At 43.2% G+C, this 15,027-nt stretch carries 14 protein-coding genes; 4 read left to right on the top strand and 10 right to left on the bottom strand.

Annotated features, from left to right (window positions below; all coding sequences use genetic code 11):
- The first annotated feature begins 380 nt into the window (after window positions 1-380).
- Both SCB77_RS22460 and SCB77_RS22455 read left to right on the top strand, forming a co-directional pair.
- Window positions 381-1,010, top strand: a complete 630-nt coding sequence (locus SCB77_RS22460) for an outer membrane beta-barrel protein (RefSeq protein WP_320184250.1) — start codon at window positions 381-383, stop codon at window positions 1,008-1,010.
- A 186-nt stretch (window positions 1,011-1,196) separates the two neighbouring features.
- Window positions 1,197-2,501: a DEAD/DEAH box helicase gene (locus SCB77_RS22455; protein WP_320184249.1), complete on the top strand. Its 1,305-nt coding sequence runs from the start codon at window positions 1,197-1,199 to the stop codon at window positions 2,499-2,501.
- A 7-nt stretch (window positions 2,502-2,508) separates the two neighbouring features.
- On the opposite strand, the gene coaD is transcribed toward SCB77_RS22455, so the two are convergent.
- The 3 genes from coaD to SCB77_RS22440 are packed head-to-tail and all read right to left on the bottom strand — an operon-like array spanning window position 2,509 to window position 4,309.
- Window positions 2,509-2,973: a pantetheine-phosphate adenylyltransferase gene (gene coaD / locus SCB77_RS22450; RefSeq protein WP_320184248.1), complete on the bottom strand. Its 465-nt coding sequence runs from the start codon at window positions 2,971-2,973 to the stop codon at window positions 2,509-2,511.
- The gene (rsmD, locus tag SCB77_RS22445; RefSeq protein ID WP_320184247.1) at window positions 2,970-3,524 is read right to left on the bottom strand and encodes a 16S rRNA (guanine(966)-N(2))-methyltransferase RsmD; all 555 of its coding nucleotides are present in this window, start codon (window positions 3,522-3,524) and stop codon (window positions 2,970-2,972) included. The genes coaD and rsmD overlap by 4 nt, the downstream gene beginning before the upstream one ends.
- Entirely contained in the window at window positions 3,512-4,309 is a 798-nt protein-coding gene (locus tag SCB77_RS22440) for a DUF3822 family protein (protein WP_320184246.1), read from the bottom strand. Before SCB77_RS22440 ends, rsmD begins: the two co-directional genes overlap by 13 nt.
- A gap of 83 nt (window positions 4,310-4,392) precedes the next feature.
- Between SCB77_RS22440 and SCB77_RS22435 the strand changes: the two genes are divergently transcribed.
- Window positions 4,393-5,817, top strand: a complete 1,425-nt coding sequence (locus SCB77_RS22435; protein ID WP_380935552.1) for an ATP-dependent DNA helicase — start codon at window positions 4,393-4,395, stop codon at window positions 5,815-5,817.
- Window positions 5,807-6,358, top strand: a complete 552-nt coding sequence (locus tag SCB77_RS22430) for a hypothetical protein (protein ID WP_320184244.1) — start codon at window positions 5,807-5,809, stop codon at window positions 6,356-6,358. Before SCB77_RS22435 ends, SCB77_RS22430 begins: the two co-directional genes overlap by 11 nt.
- On the opposite strand, the gene SCB77_RS22425 is transcribed toward SCB77_RS22430, so the two are convergent.
- The 7 genes from SCB77_RS22425 to SCB77_RS22395 all read right to left on the bottom strand — a co-directional run bounded on the left by SCB77_RS22425 (window position 6,341) and on the right by SCB77_RS22395 (window position 14,974).
- Window positions 6,341-7,138: a hypothetical protein gene (locus tag SCB77_RS22425; protein ID WP_320184243.1), complete on the bottom strand. Its 798-nt coding sequence runs from the start codon at window positions 7,136-7,138 to the stop codon at window positions 6,341-6,343. The two genes, SCB77_RS22430 and SCB77_RS22425, sit on opposite strands and share 18 nt — an antisense overlap.
- Before the next feature lie 41 nt (window positions 7,139-7,179).
- The gene (gene ruvB, locus SCB77_RS22420; protein WP_320186644.1) at window positions 7,180-8,202 is read right to left on the bottom strand and encodes a Holliday junction branch migration DNA helicase RuvB; all 1,023 of its coding nucleotides are present in this window, start codon (window positions 8,200-8,202) and stop codon (window positions 7,180-7,182) included.
- A 28-nt stretch (window positions 8,203-8,230) separates the two neighbouring features.
- On the bottom strand, window positions 8,231-8,956 hold the full coding sequence (locus SCB77_RS22415; protein ID WP_320184242.1) for a polyprenol monophosphomannose synthase: 726 nt from the start codon (window positions 8,954-8,956) through the stop codon (window positions 8,231-8,233).
- A gap of 96 nt (window positions 8,957-9,052) precedes the next feature.
- Window positions 9,053-10,537 carry a peptide MFS transporter gene (locus SCB77_RS22410; protein WP_320184241.1) on the bottom strand — a complete coding sequence of 495 codons (1,485 nt, stop codon included), beginning with the start codon at window positions 10,535-10,537 and terminating at the stop codon, window positions 9,053-9,055.
- A gap of 69 nt (window positions 10,538-10,606) precedes the next feature.
- Window positions 10,607-12,376, bottom strand: coding sequence for a peptide MFS transporter (locus SCB77_RS22405; RefSeq protein WP_320184240.1), 1,770 nt, complete (start codon window positions 12,374-12,376; stop codon window positions 10,607-10,609).
- Window positions 12,377-12,491: 115 nt separating this feature from the next.
- Complete coding sequence (locus tag SCB77_RS22400) at window positions 12,492-14,063, bottom strand: peptide MFS transporter (RefSeq protein WP_320184239.1); 1,572 nt, start codon at window positions 14,061-14,063, stop codon at window positions 12,492-12,494.
- Window positions 14,064-14,173: 110 nt separating this feature from the next.
- Window positions 14,174-14,974, bottom strand: a complete 801-nt coding sequence (locus SCB77_RS22395) for a hypothetical protein (protein WP_320184238.1) — start codon at window positions 14,972-14,974, stop codon at window positions 14,174-14,176.
- Window positions 14,975-15,027 lie beyond the last annotated feature (53 nt).

Raw genomic sequence — 15,027 nt, 5'->3', positions numbered from 1 at the left:
CTACTACCAATCTTGTCCCTACTCAGTAGCGAAAACCTAGCCCACTATGCCGTCAAAAGCATAATCTTTCGAACAGCTGAAACTGCCATTTATGACGCGAGACATGCAACTATCGTCATCTACACGTCACCGAACTGCCAAAAGCTGTCAATTCATCCGATAAGCTGTCAAAATTGAGGTTACAGACGAAAAAACAATTGTAAAAACCTGTTAAAAAGCTATTTATAACAAATAAAACCCGACAAACATTTGTTTACACCATAACTTTAACACTTCGATGAGCGTTAAATTTATTTGAAAAACAAACAGTTGCATAAACAAACAATTTAATGACAAACAACAAATTCCCTTGGCATAAAGATTGAACAATCTGAACACATATGACGAATAGTCAAATATTAAAAACAAATTTAATTTCAAGTAACATGAAAAAATTATTCTTAACACTAACAGCGGTTACCGCATTAACACTAGCATCTCAAGCACAAACTGAAAAAGGAAAATTCCTCGTAGGCGGTCAAGTAGGTTTTGAAACATCGAAGATTAAAGATACAGATTTAAAGCAAAACGCATTTTCCATTAATCCAACAGCTGGTTACTTTGTGAGCGACAATTGGGCAGTGGGTACAGGTGTAGGTTACAGTTGGTCAAAAAATGAGAATCCTACAGCTACGACAAAAGAAAACGCTTTTCAAGTAGCGCCTTTTGTAAGAAATTATATTGGTGAAGGGCAATTTAAGTTCTTCTCCCAACTATCTGTTCCTATGCAATGGGGTAAGAACACCCAAGAAGCAGTTGGTGCTGAAACCGAGGAAAAATTTGCAAAATATGGTGTGGAATTGGCGCCAGGTTTCGCTTTCTTCCCTAGCAGCAAAGTAGGTATCGAATTGAAAGTGCGTGGTTTATACTTTGATTCAGAAAAAAATAAGACTACTGACGTCACTACAAATAAATTTGGCTTAGACGCAAACTCTTTAGCCCCTACATTAGGCGTACAGTTTTACTTTTAATTATTCGTACACGATACAACAACACGTCCTCCAAAATTGGAGGACGTCTTTTTTTGATCAAAGCTCATCATAGCCGCGGATGGCTCTCTCCTCGCCGACCGTATCGGCAGTGTCTCGCCCTACAAGAATCTATTTTTAATTTTTACTTTTAAATCTTTACCTTCTTTATTTTCCTACTTTTGCAGGATGGAGCTTCAGCACATTCTTCAACGTTTGCAGATTTCGGAACTTAACGAAATGCAGCAAGCTGTACTTGAGCATTACGATGCATCAAAAGATTTCATTTTGCACTCACCTACCGGAACGGGGAAAACACTTGCTTTCACCTTACTGCTAGGGAAGCACCTATCAACGGAAACACATACCACACAGGTCATGTTGCTTGTTCCTACGCGCGAGTTGGCGCTGCAAATAGAACAAGTCGTAAAAAAAGTGCACCAAGGCATCAAGGTTACCTGCGTGTATGGCGGGAATGATACGAAAACAGAGCGCAATAAATTGCGCGAGGCGCCTGCAATCCTGATTGGTACACCCGGTCGGGTAAGCTATCACTTAGAACGTGGCCACCTAGATACAGCTGGCGTACACACCCTTGTGTTGGATGAATTCGATAAATCTTTGGAATTCGGCTTTCATGGACAAATGGTATCCATTATTGAGCAGCTGAGAAATCTACGTCATCGGGTGCTGACTTCGGCCACAAAAATGGAAGAAATTCCAGCCTTTACAGGGATCCGCGATTATGTTACCGTTGATTTTTCCAGTGATGGGCAATCGGTACCACAGCTCGTTATCAAAAAAGTAATTGCAGCAGCCCAACATAAACTGAAGGCGTTGTTCAGCTTGCTGTGTATGAATGCCGGCAAGAAGACCATCATCTTCTGTAATCATCGCGATGCTGTAGATCATATAAGCCTGCTATTGGAGGAACGCGAGGTTATACACGATCTTTTTCACGGCGGACTAGAACAGTCCGACCGGGAATTGGCTTTGCTAAAGTTTAGGAACAATTCTAACCGAATATTAATCACGACAGATCTTGCCGCCAGGGGCCTAGATATACCGGAGGTTGACACGATCATACATTATCAATTGCCGTATAAGGAAGATGCGTTCATCCATCGCAATGGACGCACTGCACGTATGCAAGCAAAAGGCGAAGTGTTTGTGATTCTAAAGCCTGAAGAACTTTATCCCTACATGGATGCGGATAGTGAGATCGTGGATTTGGACGAAACATATCCTGTTCCGGCTAACGCACCCTTTGCGACCTTATACATAACCGGTGGAAAAAGAGATAAAATAAATAAAATCGATATCGTCGGCTTTCTGTTAAGTTTGCCGGATATACAAAAAGACGACATCGGTCTTATTGAAGTAAAAGAGAAGGAATCTTTTGTAGCAGTAAAGCGCGAACTAGCAGTAGCGATCAGTAAAGCGGCGACAAACCAAAAAATAAAAGGAACAAAAGTACGCGTTGGCCGCACCTAGCGGCCTCCTACTTTAAGTAGCGTACTATTTCTTGGGGTACCAATGCCACAATATCACCATCATTGCGATAGATATCGCGTACAATGGTCGAAGAAACGTGTGCTAGCCCCGATTTGGCCATCAAAAAATAAGTTTCTATACTCGGCGCCAACGACAAGTTGTTTTGTGCTATGGCATTTTCGAACTCAAAATCTTGCGTATTACGCAGGCCGCGCAAGATATAACTCGCTCCTACTTGCTGACAGAAATGTACGGTTAGCCCGGTAAATTGCTGCACCTCTACCCTTGGGTTTTCCGAGAATAGAGCAGAAATGGCGGCCTCGCGATCCGCATAGTCCATCATCCCTTGCTTGGCGCTATTGATACCTATGGCAATAACGATCTTGTCGAACAAGTGCAAGCCCCGTTGAACCAAATCCAAATGTGCTACGGTGAAGGGATCAAATGATCCCGCAAAAACAGCTATTTTCATAAGTTTACAACATTTTCAGGATGCGTATAAAAGCTGAACGACGAATACCCATATTTTCTGGTATCGAGATAACCCTCCTGCTCGTCCATCTTCCGTGTAGATGGGTGTTCTACCACCAAGATGCCCTGAGGATTTAAGAGCCCATTTTTTAAAATAATGCTGGCCAACTGTGGTAATTGCGGTAGGTCGTAGGGAGGATCTGCAAAAATAAAATCATATTGCTTTTTACAGGTCGACAAATATTTGAGCACATCGGCTTTCCGTGTGCTGATGACATCTGTTTTCAACTTTAACGTCGTCTCTTTGATGTATTGCAAACACTTGAAGTGGATATCAACGGCGTCTACGGACATCACGCCACGCGAAGCTAGTTCGAAACTAATGTTGCCTGTACCCGCGAAAAGATCCAAACAAGTGCATTCCTCTAGGGAGAGCTTGTTTTCCAAGATATTAAACAGCGCCTCTTTAGCAATATCTGTAGTGGGCCGAACCGGAAGATTGGTTGGTGGATGAAGCCGGAGACCTCCATATTGTCCGCCTATGATACGCATAACCGAAAATCAGCCATTAAATTTAAGGAACGAATATGTGCCTGCACCTCTGGCTCGCTGCTGTGCAACTTGACACGCGCCTGCATCAACTGAACCGTTTTTCCATGTCGCTGTGCCACGGCCATAAAAGGGTGTTCTGCGGTCACGCCTGACAATAAAACTTGGCTGAATTGATCTGTCATACCGAGGTTGTTGCAAACGTTTAACACGAAATATTGTAGGTCTGCCACCTGTTCTACATCAAATATATTGTAGAATTGTAGCTCTTTTCCTTGAAACACAAACAAATCTACTTGTTTATCTTTTGCATGTATACCCAATACCTGACCTGTTTCCGGCAGATAGCGTTGTGCTGTCGCCAAAACCACCTGAAAATCAGCTATGAACTTTGCCTGCGGAAAAATAGCTGACCAACGCTTGTGCAAAAAGAGGTCAAATTGAAAAACCCCAGTGATATGAAGCCGATCAATGGATTCGGCCTGCGTGCGTTTCAGCTGTTCATCCTGTACAAATGCCTGATAGTGTTCCATGCGTCGGCTGTCGTAAACCTCTGATGGCACTAACGTAAAGCTCTGCAAGGGCAAACTGATAGTGATATCCTGAAATGGTAAGCCTAAAAGTTTGGTTGCCTCTGTGTCCGGTGTTTGTGACGGATACGAGTAAAGCGCTTGAACCTCTAGCGATTCATCCAACACAATCAGGGTATCTGTCGTGAAATCGGATTTGATCAGTAGCTGATAGTGAGGGATATAATGTAAGTGAAAGTTTTCTGCCGTGTACTTCATGTAAATTATGCCGTTAAGCCTCGAGTAATAAACAAAATTAGCTTTTACAATTGATTTGACCAACCTTTTAAATAACTTTGATGATGCGCATTCAAAACCTGCTGATTCAACAGTTTGCTTGGTCTCCCACGGGGCAACAGAAGGAGCTATTTGCTTTGTTGGAAGAATTTTTACTAACCTTCAATCCAGCTTCTTGTTTTTTATTGAAAGGATATGCTGGAACGGGAAAGACGAGCACGATAAGCGCTTTAGTGAAGGTGCTACCTTCGTTGAACAAACGCGTATTTTTATTGGCGCCGACAGGCCGTGCAGCCAAAGTGATGTCGCATTATTCGGGACGTAAAGCCTATACTATTCATAAAAAGATTTACCGCAAAAAATCGGCATCGACGATTGAGCTGGATTTTGTTTTGGCAGAAAACCAGCATGAAAATACCCTGTTCATTGTGGATGAAGCCTCGATGATCGCCGATGACGGGCTGCAATTTTTCTCGAGGAGTCTGTTAGATGATCTTATTCGCTATGTACAATCGGGCAGCAACTGCTGCCTGATGTTTGTGGGAGATACCGCGCAGCTGCCACCAGTGGGCATGTTGGAAAGCCCGGCACTCGATGCCGAACATATCCAAGCAAATTATCATTTACAAACTTTCCATTACGAATTGCGCGAGGTGGTAAGGCAGCGCCAGGAGTCTGGTATTTTGTATAATGCGACCAAGGTGCGTGATGATATCGATCTTGAGCAGCAGCAAGACAGCCTCCCTTTTCCGCAGTTCCACACCAAGGGGTTTCCTGATATTTTTAGAATGAACGGAGACCGGCTGATCGAGGGCTTACACTATAGCTATGACACCTTTGACATACAGAACGCTATTGTGATCTGCAGATCAAACCGATCGGCAAACCTATATAATCAACACATTCGAAACCAGATTTTATTTCGGGACGAGGAAATTACAGGCGGCGACATGATCATGGTCGTGCGTAACAACTATTACTGGCTACAGCAACATGACGAAAAGAACAGCGGCTTTATCGCCAACGGCGATATGGCCAAAGTACGCAAGGTGACCAATGTGCATGACCAACATGGTTTTCGTTTCGCCGATATAGCGCTAGAGTTCATTGACGACGACGAGCTTGATCCTGTGCTGTGTAGAGTATTGCTCGACAGTTTGCATGTAGATGCACCTAACCTGCCCTATGAGCAACAACAAGCGCTCTACAAGGCGATAGCGGAAGATTATATGGACATTCCCACTAAAAAAGATCGCTTGGAAGCTATAAAAAAGGATCCCTATTACAATGCTTTACAGATCAAGTTTGCCTATGCGATCACCTGTCACAAAGCGCAAGGTGGACAATGGCCATGTGTTTTCGTTGACCAAGGGTTCCTAAACGATGAGATGCTGAATACGGAATTTCTACGCTGGTTATACACCGCCATAACACGGGCGACGCAGCAATTATTTTTAGTGAACTTCAATCCTAAATTTTATGGCGAATAAGGCTGCGGACGATCTGCAATTTTTGAAAACAGGTATTCGAGCCCACAAAGCCGCATCTTTTGATAAGGAATTTATCAGCAATCATGGTTTTACATTAGAAACACTATTGGCTTATACGGCACATCGAGACGAACAAGTGGCGTTTCGGGCAGCATGGTTATTGGAGCATACTTTCCTGAAAGATCCATCCCTTTTACCGCAAGTTTATGTAGCTCTTATGCAGCAGGTGGTAAGCTGTAGCAACTGGAGCTGCATTAGAAGTTTTAGCAAAATGGGCATGCTGGCAACGAAACCTCCACGACTACACTTGGCAATTTATGAGCCGTATGATGAGGTTTGGATTGAGCAATGCTTTAGCTGGATAATTCGTGCAGACTGCCCTGTAGCAGTTACCGTAAATTGCTTGGATATTCTCTATTATTTAAGCGATCAACATCAATGGGCACGCGAGGAATTAACCGCACAAATTCACCATCTGCTAAAGACGCCAACAGCAGCTTTAGCAAGTAGAGCCAAACGTATCCTAAAACGTATACTTTAACCCGAGGTATGTAAAGTTGTATACATCGCCTTTAGAACGCTGTCCCTCGCCAATAAAAGGGCGATAGGCGTCCAACTGATCATCTTTGGCAAAATTGAACTGCGTATTGATGACCAAGCTAAGGTAACGACCGTCATAAGAACTGTATTTATTTAGCGGCATGGACAATCCTACATTGCCAATTGGCCATAGGATATCGCGCGTTGGCGTTTTATATTTTACGATATTCCCTGCATCGTCATATTCAAATTCCGCTTGGCTAGCACTACTGTTTTCATCTCGGTAGAGCTTGTCATAGTTGTTCACGACCGCGCCAAAACCTAAGCCTACATAGAGGCCTCGGCCAATTAACGTCCCAATGGACGGCTTCCGAAATTCCATCTTTTCATCTACAAAAAATAGGCCTGGGAATATGCTGATGTTGAGCGAACCACTGTAGTAATAATTCTTGACAAAACGAGGGTCTCGCTGTTCATAATCGATCGCTATATTGTTGTTATCGTAATTGCGACCGTAAGAATTCAATATTCCCAATTGCGCCTCTACGCCAGCAAAAATCCCTTTGTATAGCTTATAATCTCCTTTCAGAACACCAGCAACACCAAGGTTCCTACCATTAACAATATCGCCATACAAGAGCGTTGGACCAACGCCCAGCGTGACATTTATCTTCCTGTCGTAATCGATTTTACCTACCGGCGGACAATGCAATTGCGCTTGAGCACAAATAGGCAGTAAAATAGAGCTTATACAACAAGAAAAAAGTAAACGTAGATTCATGGTCGATGCGTTAAGTTTATGTTTCTATCGAGAAACGTCTACTAAAATAACGTATTTCCTCGATTTAAGTTTGTCCTTCCTAAATGTCGGTAAGCCGTTTCGGTACACTCTCGTCCTCTTGAGGTTCGCATAAGATACCCCTCTTGTATCAAGAAGGGCTCGTACACTTCCTCAATCGTACCTTCGTCTTCGCCCACGGCAGTCGCAATAGTTTTCAACCCGACCGGCCCACCTTTGAATTTATCGATAATCGTGGAAAGAATACGGTTATCCATTTCGTCGAGTCCGTGCTCATCCACGTTCAAGGCATTCAAGGCATACTGTGCGATGCCGCGTTCTATAGATCCATCTCCCTTGATCTGTGCAAAATCGCGAGTCCTACGCAACAACGCATTGGCAATACGGGGCGTACCCCTACTCCTGCGCGCAATCTCATAGGCGCCTTCATCACTGATAGGCGTATTTAGTATAGTCGCCGATCGAAGCACGATGGTGGTCAATAGCTTCGCATCATAGTATTGCAAGCGTGCATTAATACCGAAACGCGCGCGTAACGGGGCGGTCAACAATCCTGAACGCGTAGTAGCACCAATCAGGGTAAATGGATTCAGGGATATCTGTACAGAACGTGCGTTGGGCCCTGTTTCCAGCATGATATCTATCTTGAAATCCTCCATAGCAGAATACAGGTATTCCTCTACCAACGGGCTTAAGCGATGAATCTCATCTATAAACAACACATCCCCTTCTTCCAAATTGGTAAGCAGTCCGGCCAAATCGCCGGGCTTGTCCAAAACGGGACCAGAAGTAATCTTTATATTCACGCCCATCTCATTGGCAATGATATTGGACAAGGTGGTTTTACCCAACCCTGGAGGGCCATGCAGCAACACATGATCCAGCGCTTCTCCACGTAATTTCGCCGCTTTAACGAATATGGAGAGGTTTTCAAGAATCTTTTCCTGACCGGTGAAGTCCTCAAACGCCTGCGGTCTTAAAGCACGCTCGATATCTTTATCAACCGGGTTCAGTCTTTCTGCATTCGGATCAAGATGTTCATTCATCATGTCTGTTTTACGTTATTAAAGGTACTTAATTGTATTTCTTAAACCAACTCCCTACTTTCAATTGGATGACCCCAAAAAAAGCCTCCCTAAAAATACGGGTACTCATCTTAGAAACTCCCTCTGTACGATCGGTAAAAATGATAGGAACTTCCACTACGTTAAAACCGTACAAGATCGCCTTAAACTTCATTTCAATCTGGAAGGCGTAGCCGACAAACTTGATCGTATCGAGCGGGATTTTCTCAAGTACCTTGCGCGAAAAGCAAACGAACCCTGCGGTTGCATCCTGCACGCCAATGCGCGTAATAAAGCGAACATAAACCGACGCAAAATAGGACATGAGCACGCGACTCATGGGCCAGTTTACTACATTGACACCTTTTATATAGCGGGATCCGATCGCCATATCAGCACCTTGAAGGCAGGCATCCCGCAAACGAATAAGATCGTCCGGATTGTGGCTAAAATCGGCATCCATCTCAAATACATAATCATAATGCCGATCCAGGGCCCATTTGAATCCGTGGATATAGGCTGTTCCAAGACCGAGCTTCCCGCGTCGCTCTTCAATATAGAGTTGGCCCGGAAACTCCTTTTGCAAATTTTTCACAATAGCTCCCGTACCATCGGGCGACCCATCATCAACCACCAGGATATCGAAGGGCACAGCTAAAGAAAACACTTTCCGAATAATTTTTTCGATGTTCTCTTTTTCGTTGTATGTTGGAATAATGACTAGACTGTCAGACACGCTTTATCAAGATTTAAATCCGCTAAAGATACTAAAAAACTAAGGCGCTTTCTACAACTTAAATAGAAAGCGCCCGCTATAGAACCCTAAATTCGATTAATTAACGCCGTGCATCAGTCGTTTAACGACAGGCGCCAACACAATGATCAATAGGCCTGCTGCTAAAGAATACCAAGCTAGTTGCTGATAACCGGCTGTGTAGGCAATCAACTTATCCAGTAATGACGCTTTATCATCAGGTGAAGACATACCCGCGCCCAACAATCCCGCAACGTACTGACCATAAGCACTAGCCAGAAACCATAGCCCCATCATCATGCCACCCAAATGTCGTGGCGATAGCTTTGTAATCATGGATAGACCGATTGGCGAAAGACAGAGTTCACCTACGGTGACCGCTAAATAGGCTAAGGTAAATACGCCTAGCGAAGTTTTTCCGGATGCATCTGCAAAGAAGCGTGTACCGAAAAAGATGTAATACCCGAGACCTAAAAATAAAAATCCGAGACCAAATTTAACAACGGTATTAGGTTCCAATTTCTTTTTGGCCAAGGCCAACCAAAGTAAACCTAACAAGGGACTAAAAATGATAACGAACAGCGAATTAGCGCCGTTGTTGACAACGTTGGGATCGATATTAAAGAACAATAAGCTGTTGCTTAAATTGTTATTTGCAAAAAGTGCCAACGAACCACCGGCCTGCTCAAAAATAGCGAAGAACAAAATAGAGAAAAGGATTAATAACAACGCAGCTATCAACTGTTGTTTTACTTTAGCATCCTTCTCACGAACAAGTTGATAGAAAAAGTAGCCAAGCGCCAAGGGGCCGATAGTGTACATGAACATATCTGTGTAGCGGGTGTTGTTAACCATGATGAAGATCAATGGAATAGACAACAATGCACCAAGATAAACCAACATTTCGCGCGTCACTTTCGCAGACTTTGGCAAATGTGCGATGGGGCTATTACCAATAGGACCTAAGTGCTTTTTGGTTGCCATAAAGATGATGATACCAACCAACATAACGATTGCAGCAGCAAGAAAAGCAAGATTCCAAGAATGTTCCTTTCCTAGCCATACGCACAATGCACCTCCTAAAAGGGCTCCTACATTTATTCCAGAATAAAACACCCCAAATCCCGCATCACGCCGAGAATCGCCCTCTTTGTAAAGGTCGCCTACCATGGAAGAGATGTTGGGCTTAAAAAATCCCGTGCCGATAATGGTCAGTGCAATACCGAAATAAAAAAATTCATGTGGATCAACGGCAATTAGACCATTCCCCAAGATCATCAAGATTGCGCCAAACGTTAGTGAACGCTTGAATCCCAATATCTTATCGGCAAAAATCCCGCCGACAAAAGTAAATGCATAGACAAAGGCCTGTATAGCTCCATATTTTAAATTGGCGTCTTTCTCGGACAGTAAAAGTTGATCAACCATAAAAATGGCCAAAACGCCTCGCATACCATAGAAACAAAAGCGTTCCCACATTTCAACGAGAAACAAATACCAAAGTTGTTTCGGATATTTACCTTCGAAATTTTGGATATCATCCAATGTAACTTGTTTTGACATGATGTGTGTATTGATTAAAGAAACAACAAGGCCCATTTGCATCGCTGCATTTGGGCCTTGTGCGTGTTTTTATTTAATACCGTGCATTAGCTTTTTGATGAGTGGATTCAGGATCATCACCAAGAGACCCGCTGCGGCAGGGATAATTGTAAAAAGGAAAAAGAAGTGACTTAAGGAGTAGTTCTGCTGTATTGTCTCCACTTGTCCGCCCAATATTGCAGCAAGTTTCTGCGCAATGGCTATAGCTAGATACCACATACCAAACATAAAAGCGAGCATGCGCGCGGGAACTAGCTTAGAGACGTAGGACAGGCCTACCGGTGAAATAAAGAGCTCTCCTAGTGTGTGGAAAAGGTAGGTCAACACGAGGAAGATCATGGATATTTTGGTTCCCGTTCCTGCCCCTAGAGCGCCGTAGCCTAAAATAAGGAAACCTATTGCTACCAAAATTAACCCATAGCCGTATTTCATGGCGGCAGTTGGATTAAATTTAGATTCCCATATCTTGGAAACCGAAGAAGCCAATGCGATAATAAAGAAGGAATTTAGAATAGAGAACCACGAGACCTTGATGGCTGATTTTTCAGCCGTAAATTCGTTATACAACATCCAGATACCCGCAGCCCAAATCATGATGAAACAGATAAATAGAATGATATTGGACCAAGCGATTTTATGCCAAGTAACCATAGCCAACTTGATAAGTACCCAAGAAATAATGATAAGCGGTACAATAGTAAGCAAGGTATTCATAATATTGAAAGCCAATAGCCCGTTTCCAGATAGTTCCCTATCCACGTAGTCACGTGCTACAAGAACTAAGGATGTTGCACCTTGTTCAAAGCTCATGAAGAAGAATATCAAGAAGAAACCCAGTAAAATCACGCCATACATCCGATCACGAACGACCTTAGCATACCGTTGGATACGCAGCACAATAAGCAGCAAAAACAAAACAAGTGCACCGATGACCATGATATTTTGGCCTCTGAAGCTCTCGGTATCCATAAAGGCAAACACATCTAGCACGTTATTCTTGGACAACGGATCGTTGAACGCATAAACCAAGCCCACAATACCGACCACGATCATCAAAAAGATATCTACCGCTGTAAATTTGTTATGTTTGGTTTCTCCAGCTTCCAAATTATTTTTTTGTGTTGTGGTATCTTTTACTGAAGCTTTATCAAGCACACCTAAGCGACCCAACAGCGGGCCAGCCAACCAAAACTGAAATGTACCCAGCAACATAAATATACCGGCAAGTCCAAAGCCCCAATGCCAACCGACGGTTTCCGCCAGATATCCACAAAGCATCATCCCAAAAAAGGCACCTGCATTAACCCCCATGTAAAATATGGTATATGCACCGTCTTTCTTTTCGGGCAACAGTTTGTACATCTCGCCGAGTATCGCGGGCATATTGGGCTTGAAGAATCCCGTTCCAATAACCAAACAACCTAGACCGATGAAAAACATGAGTGGCGAATCGAAGGCCATAGAAGCATGCCCCAACGTCATGATGGCCGCGCCGATAATAACGGCAGCGCGAGAACCTATAAACTTGTCGGCAATGACACCACCGAAAATCGGCGTGATATAAAGCAACATGGCATAGGTGCCATAGAGTGCTCCAGCCTGTTCAGCAGTCCACCCCCATCCGGGGTTGGATCCCAACACCGAAGCGGTCAAAAATTGAATCAACAACACCCGCATTCCGTAAAACGAAAAACGCTCCCACATTTCGGTAAAAAAAAGAACGAATAGGCCGGCTGGGTGCCCCAATACTCGCCCTCCACTCGCGTGGTTATCGAGTGAAACCGAAGAATTCTCTGTCATACGCTTTTATTTGATTGCCAAAAATAAGTAAATCCATGAGAATAATTGTTCATGCAAACAAAAAATGCTCGTAACAAGTTTACGAGCATTTTTCTATCCTATTTTAGGAAAAACTTTAGTTGATGCCATGCATCATTTTCTTTAGTAATGGATTAAACAGCAACAGTAGCAATCCAGCTCCTATCGGCAAACCAGCGATAATTAAGAAAAAAGTAGACATCGAATACATTTCGGTAATCTTATCAATCAAACCGCCACTAAGACCTGCCATTTTATTTGCTATGGCAGATGCCAAGAACCAGAAGCCAAAAATCAAACCGATAAACTTCTTAGGCGACAGTTTACTCATATACGAAAGTCCAACCGGTGAAACGCACAACTCACCAGTAGTATGGAAGAAATAGGCCAAAATCAACCATACCATACTAATAGAGGCTGTGGCAGCCCCAGATGGAATACTCATACTACCGTAAGATAGCGCCAAAAAGCCTACGCCCACCAAGGTTAAGCCTAAAGCAAATTTTACCGGTCCAGAAGGATTCCATACCTTCTCCCAAAATTTACTAAACGAAGAGGCCAAGGTTACGATAAAGAATGCATTTAAGATCTGAAACCAGGCAACAGTAACTTCGGTGACATCGGACGTAAATTCGCGGTGGATCTTCCATATCCCGAGCAACATGATGGAAAAGAAGGAGATCAACGTAAAAATGATGGTTAGTGGATACTGCTTGATAATTTTAGCAGCCAGCTTGCTCAATACATACGTAACAATCAAGATAGGCAACAAGGTAAGTATAGCATCTACCCACTTAAAGGTGTTTCCTGCCGTTCCTTCCAAAACCCTTTGGGTATAATTTTTAGCGAAGATGGTCATTGATCCGCCGGCTTGTTCGAAGGCCAAGAAGAAAAACACACTCGCAATAATAAGTACGGTAACAACAATTAAACGGTCTTTTACAACATTTTTAGGCAATGCAACGTCATCTACGTCTGGCGTCAACTCGATTGCTTTTTTAGGGCTGTCACCGATTACGCCGAAAATACGTTGACCAAAATAGAACTGCAGCATACCGAAAAACATAAATACACCAGCTAATCCGAAACCAAGGTGCCAACCAATTTTCTCGCCTATATAGCCGCATAACAACGAGCCCAAGAAAGCGCCAGCATTAATGCCCATGTAGAAAATTGTATAACCGGAATCTTTTTTTGCACTGTTATCCGGGTATAGTTGACCCACCATGGAAGAGATATTTGGTTTAAAAAGACCATTTCCTAAAATCATCAATCCCAAACCTGCGTAGAAAAACAATTTGGTGTAGCCCTCTAAGGCCATAGAAGCATGGCCAAGGGTCATGACTAGCGCGCCCAACAATATCGCTTTTTTATACCCCGTCAGGCGGTCGGCAATCATACCGCCAATAAGTGGTGTTGCATAGACCAAACCGGTGTACCAGCCGTAAAGCTCCATGGCTTCGGCGTTTGTCATTCCCCAGCCTTTATCGGCAACTTCGGTAATTAAGAAGGTTACCAATAGTGCGCGCATACCGTAGTAGCTAAATCGTTCCCACATTTCCGTGAAGAACAGCACGAACAATGCTGCCGGATGCCCCATTACCATCTTGTCATCTAGCCCTTTCTTTGCTAGATGTCCAATCAGGAATTCATCTTGTTGTTGATTCATATTTTTAAGTTATGTTGTTTTCTTGGATACTTATTAGGTCAAATTTTTAAATCTATTACAAGTAACGGTACAAAGAAAACAAAAATCCTTGTTAACACCGTATCGGTTTGCTATAATCCGCTTTTTTTTCCTGGCAATGCCTGTCCTGGAGCCCTATTCCCTTCATCAGACTGTCCTTTCTCGTTAATAAAAGGCACATTACCCTGATAATGCAACATATTCTGCTTAAACTGATAAGCGTCATAGGTTAAATCAGGTCCATAAACTTCATAATTACCTTGTGCACTACTATCTGCGAGCACAATATGATCAAAAATCAGACGATTTCTCGCTGTATTGAAGCGAAGATACATACGGGCATCCGGTGCGAAACGAAATACTTTTCGAGTCGCGTTTCGATCATCAGAAAAGACCGACTTGCCGAGATTATATTTTGTCCCGTCAAATTGTAAAATTTCAATTACCTTCTGTGTTTCTGTTGGATTCTGCCCCTTCCAGCCAGCTAGTACATAAGCATCGTCTAGTTTGGCGATATCATAATACTGGGCCCCATACCAATTATTGGGTTGCAGGATTGCATTTTCAGGATTTTTAATCTCAAAGGTTTTATCTAAAAGAGGTACCAATTGGAGCTCCCCATTTTTTGATTTCGTTTGTATAGCGCCATAATACAGGAATGAACCGTCATCCAACGGAATATTCCACGAAAATATACGAAAGCGATTGTCGGGCGCCATGGTGATCGAAATCATCTTTAACGCCTGAAAAGGATATAAAAAAGAATGGCGCTCTTTAAGAGCAGAAACTAACGTTTTCACGAAAGTGAAGTTTTTCTCTAGACGTTCAGGCTCCGCCTTTTTCTCAAACATATCGCGGCCAAGACGCACGAGGCTATCTTGCCATTTCCCCATGTTGTACACGTTAACTTGCGCAACACATGGAAAACCAGAAAGCACTAAGAAAA

The sequence above is a fragment of the Sphingobacterium bambusae genome, assembly GCF_033955345.1.
Taxonomy (GTDB): Bacteria; Bacteroidota; Bacteroidia; order Sphingobacteriales; family Sphingobacteriaceae; genus Sphingobacterium; species Sphingobacterium bambusae.
This window is presented reverse-complemented; position numbering and strand designations above follow the sequence as displayed.

Coding starts and splice junctions, on each gene's coding strand:
- SCB77_RS22460 (WP_320184250.1), top strand. CDS start 381: ATGACGAATAGTCAAATATTAAAAACAAATTTAATTTCAAGTAACATG.
- SCB77_RS22455 (WP_320184249.1), top strand. CDS start 1,197: ATGGAGCTTCAGCACATTCTTCAACGTTTGCAGATTTCGGAACTTAAC.
- coaD (WP_320184248.1), bottom strand. CDS start 2,973: ATGAAAATAGCTGTTTTTGCGGGATCATTTGATCCCTTCACCGTAGCA.
- rsmD (WP_320184247.1), bottom strand. CDS start 3,524: ATGCGTATCATAGGCGGACAATATGGAGGTCTCCGGCTTCATCCACCA.
- SCB77_RS22440 (WP_320184246.1), bottom strand. CDS start 4,309: ATGAAGTACACGGCAGAAAACTTTCACTTACATTATATCCCTCACTAT.
- SCB77_RS22435 (WP_380935552.1), top strand. CDS start 4,393: ATGCGCATTCAAAACCTGCTGATTCAACAGTTTGCTTGGTCTCCCACG.
- SCB77_RS22430 (WP_320184244.1), top strand. CDS start 5,807: ATGGCGAATAAGGCTGCGGACGATCTGCAATTTTTGAAAACAGGTATT.
- SCB77_RS22425 (WP_320184243.1), bottom strand. CDS start 7,138: ATGAATCTACGTTTACTTTTTTCTTGTTGTATAAGCTCTATTTTACTG.
- ruvB (WP_320186644.1), bottom strand. CDS start 8,202: ATGAATGAACATCTTGATCCGAATGCAGAAAGACTGAACCCGGTTGAT.
- SCB77_RS22410 (WP_320184241.1), bottom strand. CDS start 10,537: ATGTCAAAACAAGTTACATTGGATGATATCCAAAATTTCGAAGGTAAA.
- SCB77_RS22405 (WP_320184240.1), bottom strand. CDS start 12,376: ATGACAGAGAATTCTTCGGTTTCACTCGATAACCACGCGAGTGGAGGG.
- SCB77_RS22400 (WP_320184239.1), bottom strand. CDS start 14,063: ATGAATCAACAACAAGATGAATTCCTGATTGGACATCTAGCAAAGAAA.
- SCB77_RS22395 (WP_320184238.1), bottom strand. CDS start 14,974: ATGGGGAAATGGCAAGATAGCCTCGTGCGTCTTGGCCGCGATATGTTT.